Origin of the sequence: Pseudomonas sp. Bc-h (assembly GCF_002080045.1) — a bacterium.
Lineage (GTDB): Bacteria > Pseudomonadota > Gammaproteobacteria > Pseudomonadales > Pseudomonadaceae > Aquipseudomonas.
Window position 1 is genome coordinate 465,273 of record NZ_MUIN01000001.1, and the last position, 24,635, is coordinate 489,907.

The 24,635-nt window shown below is 59.1% G+C and carries 20 protein-coding genes; 5 read left to right on the top strand and 15 right to left on the bottom strand.

All coding sequences use genetic code 11. The features are described from left to right. Positions 1–3 precede the first annotated feature (3 nt). The 7 genes from BWR59_RS02005 to BWR59_RS02035 all read right to left on the bottom strand — a co-directional run bounded on the left by BWR59_RS02005 (position 4) and on the right by BWR59_RS02035 (position 6,968). The gene (locus BWR59_RS02005) at positions 4–1,923 is read right to left on the bottom strand and encodes a pilus assembly protein TadG-related protein (protein WP_081563964.1); all 1,920 of its coding nucleotides are present in this window, start codon (positions 1,921–1,923) and stop codon (positions 4–6) included. Between the two features lie 202 nt (positions 1,924–2,125). Continuing rightward, the gene (locus BWR59_RS02010) at positions 2,126–2,692 is read right to left on the bottom strand and encodes a DUF4136 domain-containing protein (protein ID WP_081563965.1); all 567 of its coding nucleotides are present in this window, start codon (positions 2,690–2,692) and stop codon (positions 2,126–2,128) included. Positions 2,693–2,733: 41 nt separating this feature from the next. After that, positions 2,734–3,369, bottom strand: a complete 636-nt coding sequence (locus tag BWR59_RS02015) for a DUF4136 domain-containing protein (protein WP_081563966.1) — start codon at positions 3,367–3,369, stop codon at positions 2,734–2,736. A 20-nt stretch (positions 3,370–3,389) separates the two neighbouring features. Next, on the bottom strand, positions 3,390–4,139 hold the full coding sequence (locus tag BWR59_RS02020) for a methyltransferase (protein WP_081563967.1): 750 nt from the start codon (positions 4,137–4,139) through the stop codon (positions 3,390–3,392). Beyond that, on the bottom strand, positions 4,136–4,441 hold the full coding sequence (locus BWR59_RS02025) for a nucleotide pyrophosphohydrolase (RefSeq protein ID WP_081563968.1): 306 nt from the start codon (positions 4,439–4,441) through the stop codon (positions 4,136–4,138). The genes BWR59_RS02020 and BWR59_RS02025 overlap by 4 nt, the downstream gene beginning before the upstream one ends. Positions 4,442–4,690: 249 nt before the next feature. Continuing rightward, entirely contained in the window at positions 4,691–5,548 is an 858-nt protein-coding gene (locus BWR59_RS02030) for a MaoC/PaaZ C-terminal domain-containing protein (protein WP_081563969.1), read from the bottom strand. A gap of 64 nt (positions 5,549–5,612) precedes the next feature. Further along, a complete protein-coding gene (locus tag BWR59_RS02035; RefSeq protein ID WP_081563970.1) occupies positions 5,613–6,968 on the bottom strand; it encodes a 3-oxoacyl-ACP reductase in 1,356 nt (451 codons plus the stop codon). Positions 6,969–7,071: 103 nt separating this feature from the next. On the opposite strand from BWR59_RS02035, the gene BWR59_RS02040 reads away from it, so the two are divergent. Both BWR59_RS02040 and BWR59_RS02045 read left to right on the top strand, forming a co-directional pair. Further along, on the top strand, positions 7,072–8,349 hold the full coding sequence (locus BWR59_RS02040) for an acetyl-CoA C-acetyltransferase (protein WP_081563971.1): 1,278 nt from the start codon (positions 7,072–7,074) through the stop codon (positions 8,347–8,349). A 151-nt stretch (positions 8,350–8,500) separates the two neighbouring features. Next, positions 8,501–9,307 carry a helix-turn-helix transcriptional regulator gene (locus BWR59_RS02045; RefSeq protein ID WP_081563972.1) on the top strand — a complete coding sequence of 269 codons (807 nt, stop codon included), beginning with the start codon at positions 8,501–8,503 and terminating at the stop codon, positions 9,305–9,307. A gap of 56 nt (positions 9,308–9,363) precedes the next feature. Here the strand turns inward: BWR59_RS02045 and BWR59_RS02050 are convergent, their stop codons facing one another. The 3 genes from BWR59_RS02050 to BWR59_RS02060 form a co-directional block, all read right to left on the bottom strand. Further along, complete coding sequence (locus BWR59_RS02050; RefSeq protein ID WP_081563973.1) at positions 9,364–10,230, bottom strand: hypothetical protein; 867 nt, start codon at positions 10,228–10,230, stop codon at positions 9,364–9,366. A 41-nt stretch (positions 10,231–10,271) separates the two neighbouring features. Continuing rightward, a complete protein-coding gene (locus BWR59_RS02055) occupies positions 10,272–12,542 on the bottom strand; it encodes a hypothetical protein (RefSeq protein ID WP_081563974.1) in 2,271 nt (756 codons plus the stop codon). Positions 12,543–12,643: 101 nt separating this feature from the next. Then, the gene (locus BWR59_RS02060; RefSeq protein WP_081563975.1) at positions 12,644–14,647 is read right to left on the bottom strand and encodes a hypothetical protein; all 2,004 of its coding nucleotides are present in this window, start codon (positions 14,645–14,647) and stop codon (positions 12,644–12,646) included. Positions 14,648–15,136: 489 nt separating this feature from the next. Between BWR59_RS02060 and BWR59_RS02065 the strand changes: the two genes are divergently transcribed. Together BWR59_RS02065 and BWR59_RS02070 are read left to right on the top strand one after the other, a co-directional pair. Then, positions 15,137–17,716: an autotransporter outer membrane beta-barrel domain-containing protein gene (locus BWR59_RS02065; RefSeq protein ID WP_168184433.1), complete on the top strand. Its 2,580-nt coding sequence runs from the start codon at positions 15,137–15,139 to the stop codon at positions 17,714–17,716. Positions 17,717–18,026: 310 nt separating this feature from the next. Continuing rightward, positions 18,027–18,920: a PA4780 family RIO1-like protein kinase gene (locus BWR59_RS02070; protein WP_081563977.1), complete on the top strand. Its 894-nt coding sequence runs from the start codon at positions 18,027–18,029 to the stop codon at positions 18,918–18,920. Between the two features lie 74 nt (positions 18,921–18,994). On the opposite strand, the gene BWR59_RS02075 is transcribed toward BWR59_RS02070, so the two are convergent. Together BWR59_RS02075 and BWR59_RS02080 are read right to left on the bottom strand one after the other, a co-directional pair. After that, entirely contained in the window at positions 18,995–19,453 is a 459-nt protein-coding gene (locus BWR59_RS02075) for a DUF2599 domain-containing protein (protein ID WP_081563978.1), read from the bottom strand. Positions 19,454–19,473: 20 nt separating this feature from the next. Further along, positions 19,474–20,409, bottom strand: coding sequence for a hypothetical protein (locus BWR59_RS02080; RefSeq protein WP_081563979.1), 936 nt, complete (start codon positions 20,407–20,409; stop codon positions 19,474–19,476). 288 nt (positions 20,410–20,697) lie between these two features. Here BWR59_RS02080 and BWR59_RS02085 point away from each other — a divergent pair, with 288 nt between their 5' ends. Then, complete coding sequence (locus tag BWR59_RS02085; protein WP_081563980.1) at positions 20,698–21,630, top strand: hypothetical protein; 933 nt, start codon at positions 20,698–20,700, stop codon at positions 21,628–21,630. A gap of 16 nt (positions 21,631–21,646) precedes the next feature. Here BWR59_RS02085 and cueR read toward each other — a convergent pair whose 3' ends face one another. The 3 genes from cueR to BWR59_RS02100 all read right to left on the bottom strand — a co-directional run. Further along, a complete protein-coding gene (gene cueR, locus BWR59_RS02090) occupies positions 21,647–22,054 on the bottom strand; it encodes a Cu(I)-responsive transcriptional regulator (RefSeq protein ID WP_081563981.1) in 408 nt (135 codons plus the stop codon). Further along, positions 22,051–24,261 carry a heavy metal translocating P-type ATPase gene (locus BWR59_RS02095; protein ID WP_143490737.1) on the bottom strand — a complete coding sequence of 737 codons (2,211 nt, stop codon included), beginning with the start codon at positions 24,259–24,261 and terminating at the stop codon, positions 22,051–22,053. Before BWR59_RS02095 ends, cueR begins: the two co-directional genes overlap by 4 nt. A gap of 182 nt (positions 24,262–24,443) precedes the next feature. Beyond that, positions 24,444–24,635, bottom strand: a 192-nt coding sequence (locus tag BWR59_RS02100) for a DUF3077 domain-containing protein (RefSeq protein WP_081563983.1), incomplete at its 5' end; no start/stop codon positions are given.

The window sequence follows — 24,635 nt, forward strand, 5'->3', positions numbered from 1 at the left end:
TGATCAGATCACTAACTGCGCCTGCCCAGGATGGCAACTGAGGTTGGCGCCGACGTCCACAGTCGCCAGATTGATCCCCAGGCTGACCAGCACCTGATTGAGCAGTGGGTCCAGAATCGGGCTCAACAGCCCGCCGATGACACCTCCCAGCAGATTCAGCACGCCGCTCAGCGCAGTGGTCAGCGTGCCAAGCAAGGCTCCGATCAAAGAGGTGGTTGCCGGAGGATGGTTGGTCAGATGAATACTGCCCAGTGTGTTCTGCAGGCTGCCGACCAGGTTGTTGCTGCTGAAGGCGTGATACGGATCGGGCGCCATCTTGATTTCGGCAGGCTTGGGAAATACGTAGGTCTGAGTGGCGCCCAGCACTGCACCATCCGTTGGCCCCGTCCCGCCGATCAAAAGGCCCAGCCCTCCCGCACCATAAGGCACCCTCGGCTGGCACCCTGAGAAAATGCTGCAGCTGGTAGTGCCGAGATCAAGGATGGGCAACTCCTGAACCACCAGCTCGGTTGACGAAGATGTCCAGGCTGAACTGTTGCTGATCTGACCGACCTTCACTTTCACGGCTGCCGTGGTGGTGGAAGCGGTCAGGCTCTTGGTGTCGTCGCTGGCGCAAGTGAAGTCCGTGACTCTACTGCTGGCGCTGGCTGCCTCCAGGCTGACATCCAGATTGGCGCCATTGGGCAGCAACCTGAGATCCACATTGAGCCCCAACAGATTGAGCAGGCCAATGACGGGCGACAGCAGGCCGTTGACCAGACTCAGGGTGGCATTGACTGCCCCCAGCTCGACGCTGATCAACGTCCGTATCTGAGCGGTGCGCACGTAGATCTGGTTGGGACCGATGGGGTTCGCCTTGGCCAGCGCCGGGTTGCCCACCGCAGACAGTTGCGGCGGCTCGATGACCTTGAGTTTGATCGTGACGCCCGCCAGCCCCAGCACGTTGGCGGGAATCGTGGCGAAGGCTGCGCTTTGAGTGTTGGCGACCTGCACAAAAGCCTCGACCAGCTGGAACAGATTCAGATTGGTGTCCAGTGCGGCGGCGGGAAGACCGGTCTGCACTGTCAGCAAATCCTGAAGCTTGATCTTCGTTCCACTGGCAATGGCGTTCACGCTGAGCAGGCTGTCGATCGCTGCCTGTACCGCCGGGCTGCTTTGGGCGAGCACCTTGGTCGAGGTGTTCAGCAACTGGGTCACCGAAATGTTGGTGCCCAGCAACGACGTGTAATCCCCGGCCTTCACACCGACGTCCAGTGCCAGTTGGTTCAGGTACTTGAGCAAGTTGATATTGGCGTTGGTCAACCCGTCCCAGCCTGCCAGCGATATGTTCAGCGTCCCGCCCAACAAGCCGCCCCAGATCGCATTCAGCAGGTTGCCCTTGGTGCTGTCGATGGTGGCCAACGTGCTTTTGATCGTCAGTTGCGCCAATGGTGGCAACGGCGGGGTTGCGACGGCCAAGGCAGTCAGTTGCACGTCGGCGGGCACAGGATTGCTGTCGAACATCGCGCCAATCCCGGCGGCGATACTGCGTGGGATGCTATGGCTCACCGTGACCTGAATGGCATCGGACTTCGTGACATCGACCGCGAAGGTGCGTCGGCTGTCGGCGCCGGTCGTGAGGATGCCGCATCGGGTGGTGAGGGTGCGGGTGTTGTCGGTGACAGTGAAGCCATTGCGCGTCGCGCTCTGGGTGGCGTAAGTGCTGGCGGAGCTTGCGCCGGTGCAGTTGCCGTTCAAGCTCGCGGCCTCCAGCGCCGCCATGTCGGCGACCCGTTGCAGAGTGCGTTTTTCCATATACAGCCGGCCGCTGTCGACCACGACCAGCGTGCATAACAAAGCCAGGGCCATCGTCAGCGCTGCCATCAATCCTATGGCACCACGCTGCCGATCCCGGCGGGCGCAGGGGTACATCAGGGGAGACATCCAGCACTCCTTCGGCAAAGCCGTCGCTACTCACCCGAGATGCAGGGGAGTGTAGTCGGCTTGGCGAATGGCGGGATGAAATACACCTGTAGCCGTCCAGCGCGGAGGATGTGCCAGATGAAACTATTCGTAGCCGTCCGGCTTGCTGGCGGTGACGTCGTTCAGATCGCTACCGCCGGCACGCCGTGCTACAGGCTGTTCATCAACGCGGTGGATACTGCTGCAGGATTTTCTGTACGGTCTGGCGCAGCGCCAGTTCCCGCGCCGCAGGGTTGGCGCTGCTGTCGCTCATGACCTGCTCGGTGCTGCCGCGCCACACCAGTTTGCCGTCCTTGCCGTCGAGCATGTCGATCTGCAGGGTCGAGACCTTGTAGTCGACATTGCGCGTTTCAGTGCCGATCGGGCCGCCCCAGTAACCGCCCCACGGGTTGCCCCAATAGCCGCCACCGCCGTAGTTGGTGGTGACCATCTGCTGGCGGTTCTCGACGATCAGCCAGGCCTGAACCTGCACATCGGCCTTGGCACCGGGAGCGGCCATGCGCAGGCCGCGCTGATCGAGTTGTTCGCCGACCGACTGGCGAATTCGCTGCTCGGTCAGGTCGCTCTTGATACGTGGATCATTGGGTTGATATTGCAGGCCGGGTTCTTTCCAGGCCCAGGTTCGATACCCGCCGAAGTCCCGCTGTGCGTCGAAGTCACGATTGACCCGATCGGTCTGGCAGGCGCTGAGCAGCAGGGCAACGCACACGATAGCAATGCAGCGAAACATGATGGTTCTCCAGAGCACGTAAACGGTTCACGTAACGCGGGTTACGAAGGAGGGTAGGCGGTCAAGGCGCGCTGCACGGCCTGGCGCAACGCCTTGGCGCGATCCGACTGATCGCCGCCACTGCCGGTCTCGGCACTGGCGCTCCACACGGGCTGGCCGCTGCGTGCATCGAACATACTGATGTTCACCACGACCACTTGTTCTTGATAAGTTCGCACGATGGGCACGCTGGCATAGCCCCCGTAACCATTACGATAGCCGTTGCCCCCGTAATACCCTGCACCCACACCGGCCCCGCCGTAATACGGGTCGTAGTAATCGTCGCGGACCTGGCGAATGCGGGTTTCTGTCCGGGTGCTGGCGGCGACACGCAAGTCAGCCGCCTGGGGGTTCTGCGACGGCCGCAAACCCCGTTGATCCAGCCCGTTGCTCACGGCTTCAGCCACCTGAGCGGAGTCGGCCCATTGCGTGCCTGGCGGCAACTGCCCGTTAAGCCAGGTCCAGTTGCGATAGCGCCCGAAGTCACGAGGCGCCGCAGGATATGCGCTCATGTCGACAGCATTGGCAGCTTGCGGCGGGGCAGGCGGGATGGCGGCGGAAACGGCGTTATAAGGGTTGGGGCTCTGACAGGCAGCCAGGCCCAGGCAGAGGGGGAGCAAAGCGAGACAGCGTTTCATGATGGTCTCCGCAGATAGCCTCAAACAGGTCGGCACATCCAGTGCAGATAACGTCCCAGTCCTGCAAATGACGGGTGGCGTCGATGCGCGAGCTCCATTTCCAGCAAATCCGAGAGTTCGGCTTTTGCCTGAAACTCCACCGGCATGTAATCGTGAAAAACCCGAACGCCACTCTGGGTTTCGACTCGCCACAGACCCTCAAGTTGCGCCGCTAATTCGCGCGGATCAAGAGGTTGTTGCGGGGTCAGGCTCTGTTTTTCACCGGCCATGGTGTTGCGGCGCATTTTCTTGAAATGACCCTTGAGCAGGTTGCGATAAATCAGCGCGTCACGGTTGTAAAACGCCAGCGACAGCCAGCCATCGGCCTTGGTCAGTTGATGCAGTACCGGGAGGATCGCGTGAGGCTCGGCCAGCCATTCCAGCACCGCGTGGCAGAGCACAAGATCGTACGGCTCATTGAGCTGACCGAGCAGGTCCTGCCACGGCGCCTGGATGAAAGCTCCCGACTGTCCGGCTTCGGCGAAACGCTGTCGGGCACCTTCGAGCATGGGCTCGGCGGGCTCGGCGAGGGTGACGTCATGGCCGCGCTCGGCCAGCCACAGCGACATGTGTCCGAGCCCTGCGCCGATGTCCAGCACGCGCAAGGGGCGATCCGGAATGTTTTCCTTGAGGTCCGCCTGCAACACTGCCAGACGAATTGCGCCCTTGGCGCCGCCGTAGATCTTCTCGGCGAAGCGCGTCGCCAGTTGGTCGAAATGACGATCACTCATTTGCTGAACCGCCGTTCACTGTCGGCCAGTTTGGCGCGAACCACTTCGTTCATGTCCAGACCCAGTTCGCTGCACATCAGCAGCAAATACAGCACGATGTCGCCCACTTCCTGGCCGGCATGGGCCAGCTCGTCTGGCGGCAACTGGCGCGATTGATCCTCGGTTTTCCACTGGAAGATTTCCACAAGCTCGGCCATTTCGACGCTGGCGGCCATGGCCAGGTTCTTCGGGCTGTGAAATTGCCGCCAGTCATTGGTATCGCGGATGCGATGCAGGCGTTGGGTGAGTTCGTCGAGGTTCATGTGCGGGTCTCCTGAAGGTGCGTAGCTTCAGGGGGATGCATGCCAGAAGCAAGAGGTCGTGCTCTGGAGTTGGGTCCCGCACGTAATGTGGGATTCGATGCAGAACCTGCGAGAGGAAGCTTGCTCGCGAATGCAGTGCGGCAGTCGATGGAGGTGTGTTTTACCCACCGTATTCGCGAGCAAGCTCCTTCCCACACTATGCGGATTGCCTTTGAGATCGCGACCAGCCCATCGTCGCGCGAAAACGGCTCACTCCGCTGCCGGCTGCCAAGTCCCCAGCATATGCACGATCCCTTCCTTACCCTCCAGCTTGAGCTGTCCATGGGACCCTGCCGCACTGGCCGATAGCGTCACTTCACTGGGCAGACGTACTGGCTTCTGAAACTCCACCGAGATATCCACATTCGATGCCGGCAAGTGATCGTCCAGCGCCGCCAGTGTCCGGCTCTTTATCCACAGGCCATGAGCGATGGCCTTGGGGAACCCAAACAGCTTGGCGCTGCTGTCACTCAGGTGAATCGGGTTGTAGTCGCCGCTGACTTTGGCATATTGGCGCCCGATATCGGAGGGTGCGTACCAGGTCGCCAGCTCCGTCATCGGCAGCGGCGCCGGCTCATAGGCGCCTTCAACTTCCCCTTCGACCTGCACGCCTCGGCAGAGCATGGTGCTGTCCTCTTCCCAGAGCAGGCCCAAGGCGTCCTCGATCTGGGTGATCAGACTGAACGTCGCGCCTTTGGCATGAGGCTTCAGATTCGCGACCCGCACGCTGACCTGCGCTTTGATCACACTGCCCAGCGGGCGGCGAATGCTGATGCGGTTTTGCAGATGCACCAGACCCAGCAGCGGGAAGGGGAAATCTTTGTCGGTCAGCAGCTTCATCTGCAGCGGAAACGCCAACACATGTGGATAAGTCGGTGGCAGGAGGCTACCGGGAACATATCCACAGACCTTGGCAAATGCATTGACCTTGTCCGGATCGACCGACACCCAGCAGCGCAGGCCTTGGTCGGGCAACTGAGTGCCACTGACCTTACGCCGCAGCGCCGCCTGCATGAACAGACCCGGCAGCGCCGGAGGGGTATCCAGATAACGCCAGTGTGCACTCATCGAGGTTCTCCTCTATTGCCGCCGCTTGTTCATTGCTGCCTGGGGCCCAACAAGCATAGATGCCTCACGCCCCGATGACGCTTTGCCCACAGACACGCAAAACCTGACCGGTCACAGCGCCGGAGCCGGATTGACTCAGCCACGCCACGGCCTCGGCGACGTCCTGTGGCAGGCCGCCCTGACCCAGCGAACTCATGCGGCGTCCGGCTTCACGCAAGGCGAATGGCATGTGCGCGGTCATGCTGGTTTCGATGAAACCCGGCGCGACTGCGTTGATGCTGATGCCGCGTTCCTTCAGCGAAGGCGCCAAGGCCCGGGCCAATCCGATCAGCCCGGCCTTGCTGGTGGTGTAGTTGGTCTGCCCGCGATTGCCCGCCAGGCCGCTGATCGAAGCCATCAGGATCACGCTGCCGTTGTCGTGCAGCGCGCCTGCATCGATCAGCGCTTGAGTCAGCACCTGTGGGGCATTGAGGTTGACGTTGAGCACCGAATCCCAGAAATCGGCCGTCATGTTCGCCAGCGTCTTGTCCCGCGTGATGCCAGCGTTATGCACCACGATGTCGAGGCCGCCGGGGATCTGGGCGATCAACTGAGTCGCCGCGTCCGGCGCGCAAATATCCAGCACCACTGCCTGACCGCCGAGCCGAGCGGCGAGGGCTTCGAGATCGGACTTGGCCTGTGGCACATCCAGCAACACAATTTCAGCGCCGTCGCGCGCCAGGGTTTCGGCAATCGCCGCGCCGATGCCGCGAGCGGCGCCGGTCACCAGCGCCTTGCGGCCAGCCAGCGGACGGCTCCAGTCCTGCACGTTGGCGGCGCAGGCGCTCAGGCGAATCACCTGGCCGGAGATGAATGCGCTTTTCGGCGACAGGAAAAACCTCAGAGCGCCCTCAAGCTGGTCTTCGGCGCCTTCTTCCACTTGCAGCAGCTGAACCGTACCGCCGTTGCGCATCTCTTTGGCGAGCGAACGGCTGAAGCCTTCGATGGCCTGCTGAGTGCTGGCGGCAAGCGGGTCCGGTTGGGTCTCAGGCGCGCGGGCGAGAATCACGATGTGCGCGCTGTGTTCCAGATTGCGCAGGATCGGCTGGAAGAATTCGCGCAGCTGGCCCAACTGGCTGGTGTGCAGAAGAGCGCTAGCATCGAACACCACCGCCTTGATCTTCGAACCCTGCTCGGCAGTCCATGGGTGCGCGCCGCTGACTGCGCTGCCGAAACTGAACAGCAGATCGGTCATGCGCGGGGCGAAGCCGCTGACCTGTTCGGCCAAAGGGCCGCCACTGAGCAGCAACGCGCCTTCCACAGGACGCAGACGCCCGGCCTGCCAGCGCTCCAGACGCACCGGTGCTGGTAGCCCCACGGCTCCGACCAGTCGGCGGCCGATGTCCGAGTTGGCGAAGTCAATGTAGCGATCAGATGCCATGGAACACTCTCCTTGAGTCGGGGTTCAAAGAGTGGACCACATCAGGGTGCAATAAGTCCTACGCTCTTCTGTTGAGCCACTCATACAAGAAAGGGAGATTTCAATGACTCAGACACGCCGCGTGGCCATTATCGGGGGCAATCGGATTCCCTTCGCCCGTTCCAACGGGGCGTACGCCACCGCCAGCAATCAGGACATGCTGACCGCCGCCCTGGAAGGCCTGATCGAGCGTTTCAACCTGCACGGCCTGCGCATGGGAGAAGTGGCAGCGGGCGCGGTGCTCAAGCATTCCCGGGACTTCAATCTGACCCGCGAGTGCGTGCTCGGCTCGCGACTGTCGCCTCAAACTCCGGCCTACGACATACAACAGGCCTGCGGCACAGGGCTTGAAGCGGCGCTGTTGGTGGCCAACAAGATCGCCTTGGGGCAGATCGAGTGTGGCATCGCGGGCGGCGTCGACACCACGTCTGACGCGCCCATCGGCGTGAACGAGGATTTGCGGCAGATTCTGTTGCAGGTCAATCGCAGCAAAAGCACCGGAGACAAACTCAAGGCGCTGACGCAGCTTCGCCCGCACAACCTCAAACCTGAACTGCCGCGCAACGGCGAGCCTCGCACCGGCCTCTCCATGGGGCAGCACTGCGAGCTAATGGCCCAGACCTGGCAAATCCCTCGCGATGCGCAGGATCAGCTGGCGCTGGAAAGCCATCAGAAAATGGCTGCGGCCTACGCCGAGGGTTGGCAGAGCGATTTGATTACGCCCTTCCTCAACCTGACCCGCGACAACAACCTGCGCACCGACGCCAGCCTGGAAAAACTCGCCTCCCTCAAACCTGCCTACGAGCGCAGCGCCAAAGGCACGCTCACGGCGGGTAATTCCACACCACTCACCGATGGCGCTTCGCTGGTGCTGCTTGCCAGCGAAGACTGGGCGCGTGAACGCGGCTTGCCAGTGCTGGCCTACTGGCGCGATGGCGAAGCGGCAGCTGTGGATTTCGTCAGAGGTGAAGAAGGGCTGCTGATGGCGCCGGTCTATGCCGTTCCTCGTTTGCTCGCACGCAATGGCCTGACGTTGCAGGACTTCGACTACTACGAAATCCACGAAGCCTTCGCCGCGCAAGTGCTCTGCACGTTGAAAGCCTGGGAAGATGCGGATTACTGCAAGACCCGCCTGGGTCTGGATGCCCCGCTGGGCTCGGTCGATCGCAGCAAACTCAACGTCAAAGGCAGTTCACTTGCCGCCGGCCACCCGTTCGCGGCAACCGGTGGACGCATCGTCGCCAACCTCGCCAAGTTGCTCAGCGTCGCAGGGCAGGGGCGTGGTCTGATTTCTATCTGTGCGGCGGGCGGGCAGGGAGTAACGGCGATTGTGGAGCGGTAGTGCCTCGCGGGGACGGCGGATTCAAGTCATGTAAAAGTCCCCCGGCCCGTATGGTCGGCTGTGGGAGGGAGCTTGCTCGCGAATGATGATCAACAGGCGCCACTGGCCCAACTGAGCTTAAACTGCCCGCTTTACGACACAAGGCTCGCCTATGCCGACCAACGGACACAGCCCCCCACGCAATCCCGATACGGTGCGGCACGTTCCCAGCCTCACAGACCTGCCGCGCCCGCTCTACGCGCGCGCCGAAAGTCTGAGCGCAGGCTCCTGGACCCCAACCCATCGCCATGACTGGGTGCAGTTTTCCTACGCCATCAGTGGCGTTCTAGGCGTGCATACCGAACAAGGCAGTTTCTTCGCGCCGCCGCAGTGGGGCGTGTGGATTCCGGCGGGGCTCGACCACGAAGTCGTTACCTCGACCCGCGCCGAAATGCGCAGCCTCTACGTACGCACCCAGGATTCCCAATGGGCGCCGGATCGCTGCCGCGTGCTGGAGGTTACCCCGCTGGCTCGCGAGCTGATCAAAGCCTTCTGCCTTTTGCCCCCCGATTACCCCCAGCACGGCAGCCACGAATCACGCCTGGTTCAAGTGTTGCTAGACCAACTGGCGAGCTTGCCGGAAGTCGGCTTCTCGCTACCGTTGCCCCGCCATTCGCGGCTGTTGGCCTTGTGCAACGAACTGATCGAAGAGCCAAGCCAGGCGATCACGCTCACCGACTGGTCACAACGCCTGAACATGTCGGAAAAGACGCTCATGCGCCTGTTCCAGCGTGAAACCGGGCTGAGCTTCAGAGGCTGGCGCCAACGAGCGAGACTGCTGGCTTCGCTCAACGCACTGGAGGAGGGTGACAGCGTGACAAGCACCGCCCTCAATTGCGGGTATGACTCGACGTCGGCGTTCATCGCTGCGTTCAAAGGCCTGTTCGGTTTTACGCCCGGGGAGCTTTTTCGCGGCTGACAGGTGCTGTGCTGAAGGTGCACGGCTATATCACCTCGCAGCAAGCAAGCCAGTCGTCAATACTTCACCGACCCGGAGATTTTTATGTTTGTGTCTGTCGTATATCCTCCGCTGGGGATCAGGACTCCCCTGGAGTCGGTCACTTCGTCGATGGTAATGGATGTGACATCCGGCAATGCCTTGATGGTGTACGTCGTCAGGGGGAACGCTTGTCGAGTGGCGCCGCCATCGAATGACACTTCAAACACCAGCTTCAGTGAGGAGCCGTCAGCCAGGCTTTTCAGGTAGCTCAGAGGAATTTTGGTGCTCTGATCCCCTGTGCTGGTGATCGGGAACCCTTGCCAGGCTGGCAAGTCCAGAACGGTGGAGCCCTCCAGTTTTAGCCAGATGCGCTGCTCTGTGGCAATCAAGGGCCACGCAGCCACGCTTACGTCGGCGTCGACCGTCAGGGCCGAGACATCGATCACCCCTCCATCAGATGGATCGATCCGTGGACCCGCCAGTTGGCTTTCGGGTATCGGCGTCACTATCAGTTTCAAAGCGCTGGAAATTGATGTACCGGCAGGACGGACTACTGCATAGATCACATCGACAGTCTTGCCGATGGCCGTGGCAACGTCAGTCATAGGAACGTCGAATGTCACCTTTCCGAACATGCTGCCATTTTGTGCTTCAAACCTGTCATTGCCATTGAATGACAACCCGATGATGTCCGAGACGGTCATGCCAGGGTAAACAACCTCGACGTGTATTCCAGAGGTACCGAGAGTGGGATTCAAAGTGCCCGTAGGGGCTTCGGGAACCGTGGGTGCCGGGAACGTGTTTTGCTGGATGCCGCTGGAACTACTCAAACCAGAGGCTTGAGTAGCGCTGGCCAATGCTGCGGCCAGTTTCTTTTTATCATCATCTGTGATCATGCTCATGACGTTCTTCCTTGTTCAATTATGGATACGTTTGCGCGTTTTCAGAATTTCATGACGAAGTGGTCCCATAGTGTCCAGTCATCGCTGCTGGTGATTTCCAGGTACTGAATAGGATTGCCAAGGCTGGTGTAGGTAACGGTCTGATTGGGTAGCGAAGGCAATTGCTGCGTGTGGAGTTGCGTTCTGGCAGCGTCCAGATAGCGGATGGTCGTACTGCCGGATTCCACCCCATGGACGTTGCAGCTCAGGGATGTGCAGGCGTCATCGCACTCAAGCTCAATCACCTGACTCCCCCTGTTCTGGTAACTGACTTGCAGGACGGGGTTGGTAAAAAGTGTGGTATCGGCTTCTGGGGGCAGTACATAACGAGGATCGAAGCCGGCGAGCCCTGTTCCCGATACGAACCGGATCGTCATGTATCGGGTCTTGGTTGATTGCCTTTCGCTGATAAGGTCGAGGTCATGTTCATCGAACTCATCGACAAGCTCACTCGGCCCTGCTGCTTGTATGATCAGCGCTTGGCTGGCAGATGTCCGGGTCATCCCGTTCAACATGACCGTGTAGAACACCTGCACGGTGTTGCCGAGGTTGGCGTCGACGTACGTCTTGGCCAGTGCAAACGGAATCTCTCTGCCGTTCCAGTTAGGGGGGACGATGAAGGTGTCTGAAAAAGGGCTGCCTGCCTCCCAGCGTACCGTGACCGTTTCGCCCGACTGCATGGGGACGTAATTGACGCGAATGGTGGTCCCGTCGGCCGGTACCTTCGCGGGATCCAGCAGCTCGCCCTCGGCATAGTCCACGTTCGGAGCCGGCAACTGTGCGCCCGCCCTGAGAATCTGGATAGTGTTCACCGGTGAAGTGCTGACCGGACCGTCGCCCTTGTAGAGCGTGTAGCTGAGGTCGACCTTGCCATTGACCAGAGGGTCGACGAAGCTTCTGCTTACTGAACGGTTGATGGGACGCCCTGCCACGCTTCCCGTGATAAGGATGTCGATCGTATGCACCAGCGGCGAACCATCGGCCGCTGTGCCGCTCCAGGACACTTGTAGCTGATCGCCGACGGCGATCAGCTCGGTGGCATCGATGTGAACCGTCGCACCGGCCGCCGGGAGCGAGTCAGGGTCAAGGACGCTTTCAGGTGCTTCCAGTACCGTTGGCGTTGGTAAGGCCCTTACATCACCGGTCACCGGCACATTGGCCCTTCGTGAGTATTTCGCAAGGCCTGTCGTAGGCGTGACCGTGTAGCGCATGGATGCGTACCCGGACGCAATCAGCCTCACCTGGGCATTGGGCACACTCAGTGCGATGGGCCAGCCGATGTCGTCCTGTTTGACTGTGTGGTTGACCAGCACATCAGGGAGCACCGTACCGTCTGCTGTGCGTCCACTCCATATCAGCTGCACTTGATCGTCAAGCTCCATGAACGGCCGCGGAGCATCGACATGCGACTGGACCTGCGCATATTCCCAAGTGCGGTCCATGAGTGTGTAAACGGGAATTTGCACTTGCACGTCGTTGTCACCCAGCGCCTCCAGGTCGATTTCGCCGTTGACCACGCCCGGGCCGCTCACCCTGGGAGCCTGTAGAAAACCGTTGCCGACCTCAACGTCGGTATTAACCTGACGCGACCATTTGGACCAGTTGTTGACGCGATCGCGAATTTGATAACGCACGATGACTTTGCCCGCACTGGCTTCGAGCACAGCTCGGGTCACGGTGAATATTACCGGGCTGTTCGCCACAGGAGGTGCGGACGGGGACAGGCGCTGGCCACCCCAGTCCAGGGTGACAATGTCGTTTGTGTCCATGTTCTCATAAGGCGGTACGGTGACCGTCAGGGGTGGCGTTGAGTCGTCAATAATTTCCGGGATGCCCTGAATCTCCGGCAACCCCTCATTGATGTAGGGTGTTCCTGCCTCCGGGTCCGCGCCTCCAGGTAGGGATGTCTTTACCAGCACCGTTGTGTCGGGTGAGCGATCGGTGGTACCGCCGATCAGTGATGTGACCTCATAGGCCACTTTGTGCTCGCCATCGCCAAATTGAATGATGTCTGTCGTCAGAACCAGAAGGCTGACGAGCCGGTTTTCCACAGCCTTTTCGTCGACAATTGTCGAGAGAAGGGCTTGGTTTTGCCAAAAAAGGTCTATGCGATCCCCCAATAGTATTTCGTCCCCTATGGGAAGAATGATCGCCACCACAATGGTGGCTTCGGGATCTTGATATAAATCTGTCCAGTTCAAGCCGCCGTTGGCTTCTGTTGAGGGGACCCTTGGGCTGGAAAGTGCCAAGGGTGAAATGATTGATCTGGTCACAGAACGCTCCTTGTACCGTGAAAGGTGAAACCTGCCTGCCAAAGAAATTGGCGGGATCGGAGATGAATCCGGCCCCGCCGTTCAGCCATCAGGTTGACTGCCTAAGGCACGTAGCCGGAGCAATCAGGATCAGTCGGGCGTTTGACGTCGCAATACGCGGACGCGGTGGGGGACGTTGTCGACCCTTTGGAGTTCTGGATCGCCACGTAAGCCTCCACATGTCCCCTGCTGCAGACCGCGATGTGGTACTGCGCCGAGACGTTAAAGGTGTAAGTGCCAGCGGCGATGTCGGCTGCCGTCAGCGTGTACACCGTTGTGTACCTCGCCCCGACCACCTCTGATCCTCCTGTGAGACGGTCCCACCCACTGAAGAACAATTGCACGGTGTCACCGGCGGCGACATTGGCGTAGTCGATGCGGGTCTGGACCGGGTTATAGCGGCCACCCACCGGACCAATCAGTTGATCCTGTCCAATCGCATCGTCCTCATTGAGCACGGTGAAAACGGGCGCATCAATGGTTCCGCCGCCGGGCAACTCGTTCGGCCCGATGACCGTGACCGGTGTGTTAGGAGCGATCGCGCTGTTCCCGTCGGGCAGTGCAACTGAGGGACGTGTGATGGTGTAACCCACAGGAATATCAACACCGGCGCCCTGTGCCTGAACCGTGGCAGTGGGAACGGGCAGGACCAGATCGATCGCATCATCGAGGTCTTGCTGCACGATTGTGCGCGTGATGGTTGAGGTGGTTTGGGTACCCCATGTCACCTTGATTATGTCGTTCACTTGGTAGATGTCACTATCGTCGACAGCCAGCCAGGGAATGATGACGCGTGCGTCTTTGGTGAAGTCTTGCGGCGGGATGACGTTGTCTTCTCCTGGTGGAGGCGGGTCTCCGGCGCTGTCGCTCCGTGCGATTAACGGTTTCAGGTTTTCGTTGATAGGTGTCTCGGGATCCGGGTCCGGGCCGCCAGGAATTCTCAGGTCGACGTTGACGGTGTTAACGTCGGACATCCCGATGGAAACGCCATTTCGAAAAACTTCGAACGTGACGTCCACGGTCCCCAGTTCGGTTTCCGCTACCACCAGGCTGTAAGCAAGTTGAATCGTGATGAATGGATCGTTACCCAGGTCCGCGGCTGTCAGAGCGTACTTCGCTGAAGTCTGGCTGCCCCAGTGAACCATGATCTCGTCCCCGACGAGTGCCAGGTCGAATTTTGTAATGCCCACCCCGGTCCCCGAGCGTGCTTCTGCTTCATCCAGCAGATCTGGATCGGCCTGAGGGACGGAAGGTGCTGGAATCACGGTCGGCGTGGTATGGAGCTGGATATCGTAAATGAGGCTGTTGGAGCCCGCGAAGTTTCCGGCCTTGTCCGTCACCTTGTAAAAGAAAGACGCTGGCCCGTTGCCGATTTCTTCAAGCTCGGCTTCCAGGTAAGCGAGCCGGATAAAACCTTCGCCGGGATCTGGGTCGATGGTCAGCTCCTCTGTGCCACAAGGTCTTAGGTTGATCCATAACTGGATACTGTCCCCTCTGGCGATCCCTTCATAATGGGCCAGTTGCACAAGGAGTTCGCCGTCAACGATGTCGGCGTCCACAATCTTCTTGCTGTCAATGACTTGCGCCGGGAACGTCAGCAAGGGCAGCGCACCACCTCCCGGCTCTTCGGTATCGACGCGCACAGTATGCCGAGTCGTCCAGTCGTTCACGCCTCCTGGAAATGATCTGGCCCTTACCCGGATGATGTATACGCCATGGACCAAGAGCGCCTTTGGAACATAGAGTTTGAACACGGTACTGGTATCGGCGGCCTCTGCATCCGTCACGTCGTGCCGCGTACCGATGAGATCCAGATCACCGGGGTCGTTCGGATCGTCCGGGTCAAACGCCTTCCAGGCAATTTGCAGGCGCATGTCTTCCTCGACACCGTCCCACCACGGTAAAGAGATTTCCAGGTCCTCTCCGAGAACTTCTATGGGCAGCAGCCCGTCGTAATCCGGGATGGCGCTTGGAATAGCGAGCGACGGGGGGGCTAGTTCATTTTGAGTAAATAGATTGATCCTGCAAACGCCTTTCCTGAGTACACGACTTTTCAAACTGGTCATACGTATCTCCTGCGTTCATTGATTAACAGGGCGACATTCCGTTATCGCGTGAGTCGCGCCGTTTGCGTCAGTTGGGTGTATTCAATACCTGGCTCCAGACGTGATGGCCCGCTCCGCAAAGTGCTGACTAAGCGCGGATCGAGGCAGCCAGTCTGATTAAAGGCCGGAGGAGATGTTTCCCCAAACAGGGACAGCACTCGGCCTTGTTGTCAGCGTAGCAGGGCGTCTGACACCCGCGAGAGCGTGGAGATATGATCTTTCGCGATAAGTCGCGAAGCCAAAATTGCGAACTTTTGTTTTGACGCATTCGCGATAAAAGGCGGCCTACTAATCGCGAAAAAATAGATGCCATAACTGGAAGTTTACATTTCCCGCACTTAAATAAGAAACGTCCTACAAAAGGAATTTCATTGTTTTCACATAATGCGTGCCATTTCTTAAAACATGAAGGCAGGACAGCGGATGTATGCTCAGTTTCCGAAATCAACAATGGCCATTTCCATTGGTTTGGCATTACTCATGGTTCAACAGCAGGCCACTGCTCGCACGCTGAATGGATCAACTGAAACAATCACCAGCGGTGCCCCGGTCGAAAGCTGGACTTTGCTGAACGAGGCTGTACTCAACGTCAATGGCGCGACGACAAGCGGCATCAGCGCGTTGAGCGGTTCGGTGGTCAATCTTAATCCCGGTGCCTTGGTTCAATCGGGGGGCGTTGGGGTTGCATTGAATCAGGCAACGGGGGTTTTCAATGGGGCACGTATCGAAAGCACGGGCGACTTTGGACTCTTCCTGAACACTGATCTGGCGGGTACTCGCGGCACGGTCGCCACCGTCACCGACAGCACGATCATCGGTCAGGAGCGAGGCGTAAGCGTTGCGGCCGGCGACGTCACCCTGTCAGGCACCACTGTTCAGGGAAACAGCGCAGGCGGAACGGGATTTCTCAACGGCGGTATCGGCATTGCGCTCTTCAACGGGAACGCGACCATCACCGGTCAAAGCTCCATCACCGGCGAACAGAACGGCATTCTGGTCAGCCCGGACGCATCATTGACCAGTCAGCAGAGCAATATCATCGTTGATAACTCTTCGGTGACCGGGACTAACGGAAGCGCCATCATCGTCGGCTCGTTCCGCAATACCCTGGCCTCGTCCTCCGATATCACCATCCGCAATGGCTCGACGCTGAGCGGTGGTAACGGCGTGATTCTTGAAGTCGCCAACAACTCCAGTGCAAGGATCACCGTCGACGACAGCGCGCTCACCGGGGATGTGTTGATCAGCGATGGCTCGACGGGCGCGTTGACGCTGCAGAACAACGCCAGTATCACGGGCAATATCACCAACGTCGCGAACCTGAATCTCAATAACAACGCAGGGGTGACGGGAACCATTACGCGTGCCGATTCGCTCAGCGTTCTCAATGGCTCACGTATCGATGGCGATGTCAGCGACGTGACGACCCTCACTGCCGACGGGAACGCCTCGACGGCGGGCACGATCAGTCGCGTCGCCACCTTCAATGTGCTCAATGGCTCTCGCATCGAGAGCGATGTCGCTGATGTCACCAACTTGAGCGTGACGTCGAACTCATCCTCAACGGGTAACATTACCCGTGTCCAGACGTTTGACCTCGACACCGGCTCGCGCGTCAGCGGACAGGTGAGCGATGTCCAGACCTTCAACGTTTCCGGTAACTCGGAGCTGAGCGGCCAGCTTGCGAACGTCGATCAATTGAACTTGAACAACTCAACATGGATTACATCTGATGGTCAGGGTGTCAGCCGTCTGAACATGAGCGCAGGCTTGGTCAGGCTGGGGGCGGGTGATGGCACCTTTGAGACCCTGAACGTCAGCACGCTGTCGGGCAGTGGCCGGTTCATCATGGATACCGACCTGGCCACGCATCAGAGCGATCTGCTGAATGTCTCCGGACAGGCGGCTGGCGACTATGACTTGCAGATCAAGAACACCGGCGTCGACCCGGTCAAGGGCGAGGATGAACAGCGGGTGGTTCATACCGGGGCGGGCAGTACCGCGCAATTCTCGGTCGTGGGCGGCCAGGTCGACTTCGGTACTTTCGCCTATGAGCTCGAGCAACGGGATAACGAGTGGTATCTGGTCCAGAAATTCGATGACGAGGGCGATCCTGAAGTAACGCCGGGTACGCGTTCGGTCATCGGCCTGTTCAGCGCTGCGCCTACCGTTTGGTATGGTGAATTGAGCAGCCTGCGCAGCCGTATGGGCGAGTTGCGTTACGGCGAAGCCCAAGGTGGCGCATGGACCCGCGCCTACGGAAACAAATACAACATGTCGGCTGCCGGAGGCACCGCCTACCAACAGAACCAGCACGGCGTTTCTTTCGGTGCCGATGCGCCGCTGCCGGTTGCCGACGGTCAATGGCTGGTCGGTGTGCTCGCCGGTTACAGCCGCTCGGACCTGGACATCGCTGCCGGTACTTCTGGGCATGTCGACAGTTACTACCTGGGTGCTTACACCACCTGGTTGTCCGACAGCGGCTACTACGTTGATGCGGTGGTCAAGGCCAACCGGTTCAAGAACACATCCGATGTGCGCATGAGCGACGGAGAAAAGTCCGAGGGTGACTACAACACTTCGGGTATCGGTGCGTCGGTGGAAGTCGGCAAGCACATCAAGTTGCAGGACGACTGGTTCGTTGAGCCATTTGCACAGGTGTCGACGCTGTGGGTGAAAGGCGAGGATTACTCGCTGGACAACGGCATGGATGCCAGCAGCAACAAGGCTGATTCGTTCCTGGGCAAGCTCGGCACCACGGTGGGACGCAACTTCCCGCTGGACAAGGGCGGCTATGTCCAGCCCTACGTGAAGATAGCCGCCGCGCATGAGTTCGCTAAAAGCAATCGGGTCAAGGTCAACGACAACACGTTCAGCAACGATCTGTCCGGCAGCCGCGGGGAGCTGGGGGCCGGTATCGCTGCGCAGTTGACTGATGTGCTGCAACTGCATGCCGATGTCGACTACAGCAATGGTCAGAACATCGAACAACCGTGGGGCGTTAACGTCGGCCTGCGCTACAACTGGTAGTAAAGACGCAACCATTTGTCTCAATGAAAGGGGTCTTCACAGACTCCTTTCTTGCACCTGTATCAGGCGTAGCGTGGCCGGTCTGCGCGCCGTTCGTCGTTATATCCCCTCACAGCAGAAAAGCCCTGCCCAGCCAGCTTTGATCTATGCTGCGCCCCGGCATGAAAGCTGCTTGGATCGATTCAGGGAACGTATGGACTGCAATCGAATCCATGACTGCAGTCCACATGCCCCTACTCGCTGGCAGAGGATTGCCGTATAACGAGCAACGATCGCGTGTTTGGCAACGAAGGACCCACAATAAAAGCTGATGAAGACTCCAAAACGCATTGAACCCCTGATCGAAGACGGTCTGGTAGACGAGGTGCTGCGCCCACTGATGAGTGGCAAAGAGGCAGCTGTTTATGTGGTGCGCTGTGGCAAAGAGCTGCGGTGCGCGAAGGTTTACAAGGAGGCGAATAAACGTAGTTTCCGTCAGGCAGCGGAGTACCAGGAAGGCCGCAAGGTCCGCAACAGCCGCGATGCGCGCGCCATGGCCAAAGGCTCCAAGTTCGGGCGCAAGGAAACCGAAGACGCCTGGCAGAACGCCGAGGTGGCAGCACTGTTCCGGCTGGCCAACGCAGGTGTGAGAGTTCCCAAGCCGTTCGACTTCCTCGAAGGCGTGTTGCTCATGGAAATGGTCACTGACGGCTACGGCGACGCGGCGCCGCGCCTGAACGATGTGACGCTGGAGCCCGATCAGGCCCGTGAATTCCACGCCTTCCTGATCCAGCAGATCGTGCTCATGTTGTGTACCGGTCTGGTGCACGGTGACCTTTCCGAGTTCAACGTGCTGCTGTCCCCGGAAGGCCCGGTGATCATCGACCTGCCTCAGGCAGTGGATGCAGCGGGTAACAACCACGCGTTCAGCATGCTGGAGCGCGACGTGGGCAACATGGCGTCCTACTTCGGCCGCTTCGCACCAGAACTGAAGCAGACCCGCTTCGCGAAAGAAATGTGGGCGTATTACGAAGCTGGCACCTTGTCGCCTGCCACCGTCCTGACCGGCGAGTTCGCCGACCCGGATGATGTCGCCGATGTGAACAGCGTGCTGCGAGAGATCGAAGCCGCTCAGCGCGATGAAGCTCGGCGTCAGGCGGCGAAGGCGGCTGACGATGCGCCGCCGAACAAGGCCGAAGAACCGCCTCCGCCCTGGATGCAGTGACAGAAACAGGAAAAAGCGCTGGAGAGTATTTTCTCAGCGCTTTTTTCTTGCCTTGTCGAACCTGCTTTTCACTGTCAGTGATAAGCAGGGTCCGGGTCCGGTTCAACGGGATTGCAACCGGCAGCGAGGGTCTTGCTGTAACCCACGTACGGTCTCCACGGCTCCAGATTCCACTCGGGTTTCTCCCGTGCCGCAGAGAGATGACACGTCAGTTGGTTGATCATGCCGCGGTTGTTCGCCCAGTATTTGCTCTGTCCGGCTTTTTTAACGATTTCGTAGAACATGTACGCCGTTTCGCTAGGGTCGATGTAGCGGCCGCAATCAGTGGGGATGAGGGATAGCATCCACTCGTTGAACGGGTAATCGGCGCTGTATCGGTAAACCCATGTGGCGCTCTGTATATATTCGGGACAGTTCTGTGTCACCGCGGGTTTGAGAGGCTTGCTCAAGGGTTTCCCGGAGGTTGGGGGTTCCGCCGCGATTGCGTTTACGGTCAGCAGCAGTCCGACGGTGGCTAACGTGCATGTTTTCATGAAAAGTCTCCTTTCGTTGCTCAGCGCTTGAACAACTGTTTGACCAACTTGTACGCGCTGACGATGAAGTTGTAGTTGGCGTCGCGGGTTTGCGGGTCGATCTGTTCGATTTCAGACCCTGCGGGCTCCGATCTGAGGTTGTCGACCCGCAGAATCTGTGAATAGTAAATTCTATCGTCATCAAAGCGTTTAAGGCTGTAGTTGAACAATACAGGTAACCCTTGGTTCCGAGCGGCCCATGCCGGGTCAATGGTGAAGTTAATGTAGTTGCCATCGAATTTGCGAGCGGCGCTCTCAACAGTGTCACCGGGTTTTCCAATAAAACGGACTTGGGCTGTGTAGTAGCCCACTTCGAATTGGACCCGGATATTATTATTGGTAGGGGAGTTGATGGTGGGGGCCTCGATGTAGCCTGAATACCCGGTGATGGTGAGGATTCTTGAGGTTGATGTATGTGTCACCCCGTCGCGTTTCACGGTGTACGTAATAGTTGCATTGAAGTGGATGGCGTCGATGATGTTGTACATGGAAATCTTGAACACAACTTGTGTGGATTCGTTGGTGACCGTAAACACGTCGCGCTGCGTGTGCACTCTTCCAGAGAAAGAGCCTTCAACCTCATCACCCACTTTCATTCCGTAGAGAGGGATTTCTACATAGCCATCGCCTTCATGAGCGTAATAATCGATGAGTTCACGGTCGGGATCACCTGGAGCGGGTGTGGCGTTTCTGAAATGCGCTCTGGTGAGATTCATTTCCTCTTCCACCACTTGCACGGTCCATGGGGCGGACTGCTTATCCTCGACATGCGCAGTAAAAACATGCTGCCCAAGGGGGAGGTCAGGGGTGGGGCCATATGTCCATGACCCGTCAGCGTTGACCGGTACGACGGCTACCTGAATATTATTTCTTCGGATCTGCACGGTTTCGGCGCGAATGTTGTGATCGCTCGACATGATTCAGATCCCTCTGGTGCACTGAGTGAGTGTTAATAAACTAGAGGTATAGCGCGTCGAGTGTGATTTTGCTTCATATCATTTGGCGATAAGGTTGAAGTGGCCTATTTCGAATCGAAGTCAGGCTGTCGATTGGCTGCCTTTGCGATGAATGTTCGGCTGGTTATTTCGAAATGTTATCGAGTGCTGTCATTTTTGACAGTGTCTATTGGTTGCGTTAAGTCGCAAGATAAATCCTCGTGAGGTTATCCGGCGATCCTCGCCGGAGGACTAACAAGGAGGTAGCACATGGATAATTTAAAAAGGCTGGTGTTGTTTTCGTTCACGGCGGTCATGGCGTCATGTGTGAGTGTCGATCACACCGCGCCTCCCGTTATACAGCAGGATGGGAGTGTTCAGGAAAATCTGGGTGAGCAAGTTGCTCGACATCTGACGACCCGCTACAACGATACCCGTGCCAACTGTGACACCCCTTCCCAACCCAGCTTTTTATGCAACGGTGTCATGATCAGAGGAACAGCGAGCAATCCCACTTATCACGTCTGGGAAAACAGCAAGGAGTCCAAGGAAAAAGGAGGTGTGTCATTTGCGTATTTAAGATCAGACACCGACTTTCGCAACTTGCCGCTGAACTACACGAACGGCTTTATTTTTAAATCTTATAAACATGCGGAAGGAAAATTTCGACCCGAGGTGCTGTGTTCGTTTCCTGTGGATGCGTGGACCGCATACAGACCGTCGGATGGAGGATGTGGTGAGTACCCCGGCTATGCAGGCAGTGGGCTCTGTCATTTGAACGGTGTCACCACAGCTGCGCAATGGTGGTCGCGCTACAACTCTCATCCTTCCAGCCGATACGCCTACCAATGCGGTTTTGATGTCCGGGATGCGCGCAATGAACTTGCAGGACCAGCGTTTGCGGCGAGTGTTGAGGCGCGGCGAAATTATCTGGGCGCTGAGGGCTATGGTCTGAACAACGAACTCATCATCAAGGCCTGGGCTGACAATCTGGGTGGGACTTTACCGCTAGAGGCCTTTTTCTACGTTTATGGAACAGGTGGCCTGACCGACGCTCGGCGCAATCAAACCGACTTGAAAAACATTAATGGCATTGTGATTCCCATCATTAGTGTCAGGTTCGCGCCCACGCAAACCGGAGTTGCCACCTTCTACTACATCGCTAGTGACCAGGCCGAGACCATGCCTCCAGCAGAGCCGTGAAAGTCGTGTTCGAGCATCAGGATCTGGCACAACACCCGCCCGACTCCAGATCCTTCAATATCGGGCAATCCGGTCGATCATTGCCCTGGCAGTGCTCGACCAGATCCTGCAACGTGTCCCGCAATCCCGCGAGCTCTTCGATCTTCTGGTTCAACTCGACGATATGTTTGTGCGCCAGTGCCTTTACGTCGGCACTGGCGCGCGCTCTGTCCTGCCACAAGGTCAGCAGCTTGCCGACTTCCTCCAGCGAAAACCCCAGATCGCGAGAGCGTTTGATGAAGGCCAGGGTATGTAGATCGTTGGTGCTGTACAGGCGGTAGCCGTTGTCGGTGCGGTTGGCAGCCTGGAGCAGGCCGATGGATTCGTAGTAGCGGATCATCTTGGCGCTCAGGCCACTGCTTTTTGCCGCTTGGCCGATGTTCATTGCGCGTCTCCTTGGTCTGGCGTTTGCTCAGCGGGCTTCCAGGTTTTCAGTAGCAGCGCGTTACTCACGACACTGACGCTGGACAAGGCCATCGCCGCGCCCGCCAGTACCGGATTGAGCAGGCCGAATGCGGCGAGCGGGATGCCGATCAGGTTGTAGACGAAGGCCCAGAACAGGTTCTGACGGATCTTCGCGTAGGTCCTGCGGCTGATGTCGAGTGCGGCCGGGATCAGACGTGGGTCGCCGCGCATCAGGGTAATGCCCGAGGCGTGCATGGCGACGTCGGTGCCGCCGCCCATGGCGATGCCGATATCGGCTGCAGCGAGGGCGGGTGCGTCGTTGATACCGTCGCCGACCATGGCGACCACACCGGTTTTTTTCAGCTCGACCACGGTGGCGGCTTTGTCGGCAGGCAGCACCTCGGCGTGGACGTCGACGATGCCTAGCGCATCGGCGACGACTTTGGCGCTGCCGCGGTTGTCGCCGGTCAGCAGGTGGCTGCTGATGTTGCGCCTGGTCAACTGTTGGATGGCCTGCGCAGCGCCGGGTTTGAGGGTATCGCCGAAGGCAAACAGCCCTAACACCTTAAGCTGCGGTTGCAGTTCGATCAGCCACGACAAGGTTCGGCCTTCGGCTTCCCACTGTTGCGCGGTGTCGGCAAGCGCCCCCATGTTCAGGTCGCTTTCTTCCAACAGGCGTTTATTGCCCAGCGCCATTTCGCGGCCATGCAAAGTGCCCGCAATGCCTCGCCCGGCCAGCGAGCGGCTGTTGCTGACATCCTCAGGTTCAAGCCCGCGCTCGCTGCACACGTCCAGCACGGCTTTGGCCAGAGGGTGCTCACTGCCGCGCTGCAATGCGCCCGCCAGTTGCAGCAGCGTGTTTTCGTCGTCATCGACTGCGGTCATGTGCGCGATGCGAGGCGTACCTGAAGTCAGTGTGCCGGTCTTGTCGAACACCACTGCAGTGACTTCATGAGCACGTTCCAGCGCTTCGGCGTCCTTGATCAGAATCCCGTAACGCGCCGCCACGCCAGTGCCGGCCATGATCGCGGTCGGCGTCGCCAGGCCCAGTGCGCAAGGGCAGGCGATCACCAGCACCGCCACCGCGTTGATCAACGCAGCTTCCAGCGATGCCCCTGCCAGCAGCCAACCCACCAGAGTGACCACGGCAATCAGCAACACAACCGGCACGAACACCTGACTGACTTTATCCACAAGTTTCTGGATCGGCGCCTTGGCCGATTGCGCGTCTTCGACCAGCCGAATGATGCGCGCCAGAACGGTCTCGGCGCCCAGTGCCTGAGTGCTGACCAGCAGACGGCCCTCGCCATTGATTGCGCCGCCGGTAACTTTGTCGCCGGGCTGTTTGGGAATGGGCAGGCTCTCGCCGCTGATAAGAGCTTCGTCGGCGTGGCTCTGGCCCTCGATCACTTCGCCGTCCACCGGGAAGCGTTCGCCGGGTTTGACCAACACCCGATCGCCGACCTTCAGCGCGCTGATCGCAACGTCACGCTCCTGCCCGTCGACCACCTGAATCGCCCGCTCCGGACGCAACGCCTCCAGCGCGCGAATGGCACTGGCGGTCTGACGCTTGGCGCTGCTCTCCAGGTATTTGCCGAGTAGCACCAGCGCAATGACCACCGCCGAGGCTTCGAAATAAAGATGCGGCATTGTGCCGGGCGCGGCGATCAGCCACTGATAAATGCTCAGGCCGTAACCGGCGCTGGTGCCCAGTGCGACGAGCAGGTCCATGTTGCCGGCCCCGGCGCGCACGGCTTTCCAGGCCGCGACGTAAAAGCGTGCACCGAGGAAGAATTGCACGGGGGTTGCCAGCAAAAACTGCAACCAGGCCGGCAACATCCAGTGCACGCCCAAGGGTTGCAGCAGCATCGGCAGCACAAGCGGCAGGGCGAGGACGATGGCGAGGATGAGGTGCCAGCGCTCGCTGTCGTCGCGCTTGCGCTGGTCGGCTTCCTGAACATAAGGGTCCTGCTCCAGGCTGGCGCCGTAGCCCGCTTTGTCGACAGCGGCGATCAATGTCGCGGGGTCGATCTGCTCGAGCACTTCGACGTGTGCGCGTTCGTTGGCGAGGTTGACGGTGGCGTTCTTCACGCCAGGGACTTTGCGCAAGGCGCGCTCGACACGACCCGCGCAACTGGCGCAGGTCATGCCGGTAATAGGCAGGTCGAACGTTTCAAGACTGGACATCGTGGGCACTCCTTGAAGGCGATTGCCAGCAAGGATCAACCTTGCCACGTTGGTAAGGTCAAGTCTCGATTTTCGTGATTATCGGTTTTTGTTCCGTGCAGCCGTCCGGCGTGCTGACTGATGTGGATTCACGGGCGACACCGCCGGCAAGCCGGACTGCTACAGAAGGATGGATTCAGGATTCAGGTTCGGATGTCGATGTGGTCGAGCGAGCGTTCGACCACGGCTTTGGCCATGTCGATCAGGTGCACGACGGAAAACGCCAGGTCGCGTTTGCTGCCATTCAGGCAGTCGGCGCTCTCGTACGCGGTGGCCTTGGCACAGCGCAACAGATCGGAGAGGTGGGCCAGGGATTCTTCAATGGTTGGGGCGGG

Bases quoted from the DNA above. Each gene is read 5' to 3' on its own strand.
- BWR59_RS02005 (WP_081563964.1), bottom strand. From the start codon at position 1,923: ATGTCTCCCCTGATGTACCCCTGCGCCCGCCGGGATCGGCAGCGTGGT.
- BWR59_RS02010 (WP_081563965.1), bottom strand. From the start codon at position 2,692: ATGTTTCGCTGCATTGCTATCGTGTGCGTTGCCCTGCTGCTCAGCGCC.
- BWR59_RS02015 (WP_081563966.1), bottom strand. From the start codon at position 3,369: ATGAAACGCTGTCTCGCTTTGCTCCCCCTCTGCCTGGGCCTGGCTGCC.
- BWR59_RS02020 (WP_081563967.1), bottom strand. From the start codon at position 4,139: ATGAGTGATCGTCATTTCGACCAACTGGCGACGCGCTTCGCCGAGAAG.
- BWR59_RS02025 (WP_081563968.1), bottom strand. From the start codon at position 4,441: ATGAACCTCGACGAACTCACCCAACGCCTGCATCGCATCCGCGATACC.
- BWR59_RS02030 (WP_081563969.1), bottom strand. From the start codon at position 5,548: ATGAGTGCACACTGGCGTTATCTGGATACCCCTCCGGCGCTGCCGGGT.
- BWR59_RS02035 (WP_081563970.1), bottom strand. From the start codon at position 6,968: ATGGCATCTGATCGCTACATTGACTTCGCCAACTCGGACATCGGCCGC.
- BWR59_RS02040 (WP_081563971.1), top strand. From the start codon at position 7,072: ATGACTCAGACACGCCGCGTGGCCATTATCGGGGGCAATCGGATTCCC.
- BWR59_RS02045 (WP_081563972.1), top strand. From the start codon at position 8,501: ATGCCGACCAACGGACACAGCCCCCCACGCAATCCCGATACGGTGCGG.
- BWR59_RS02050 (WP_081563973.1), bottom strand. From the start codon at position 10,230: ATGAGCATGATCACAGATGATGATAAAAAGAAACTGGCCGCAGCATTG.
- BWR59_RS02060 (WP_081563975.1), bottom strand. From the start codon at position 14,647: ATGACCAGTTTGAAAAGTCGTGTACTCAGGAAAGGCGTTTGCAGGATC.
- BWR59_RS02065 (WP_168184433.1), top strand. From the start codon at position 15,137: ATGGCCATTTCCATTGGTTTGGCATTACTCATGGTTCAACAGCAGGCC.
- BWR59_RS02070 (WP_081563977.1), top strand. From the start codon at position 18,027: ATGAAGACTCCAAAACGCATTGAACCCCTGATCGAAGACGGTCTGGTA.
- BWR59_RS02075 (WP_081563978.1), bottom strand. From the start codon at position 19,453: ATGAAAACATGCACGTTAGCCACCGTCGGACTGCTGCTGACCGTAAAC.
- BWR59_RS02080 (WP_081563979.1), bottom strand. From the start codon at position 20,409: ATGTCGAGCGATCACAACATTCGCGCCGAAACCGTGCAGATCCGAAGA.
- BWR59_RS02085 (WP_081563980.1), top strand. From the start codon at position 20,698: ATGGATAATTTAAAAAGGCTGGTGTTGTTTTCGTTCACGGCGGTCATG.
- cueR (WP_081563981.1), bottom strand. From the start codon at position 22,054: ATGAACATCGGCCAAGCGGCAAAAAGCAGTGGCCTGAGCGCCAAGATG.
- BWR59_RS02095 (WP_143490737.1), bottom strand. From the start codon at position 24,261: ATGTCCAGTCTTGAAACGTTCGACCTGCCTATTACCGGCATGACCTGC.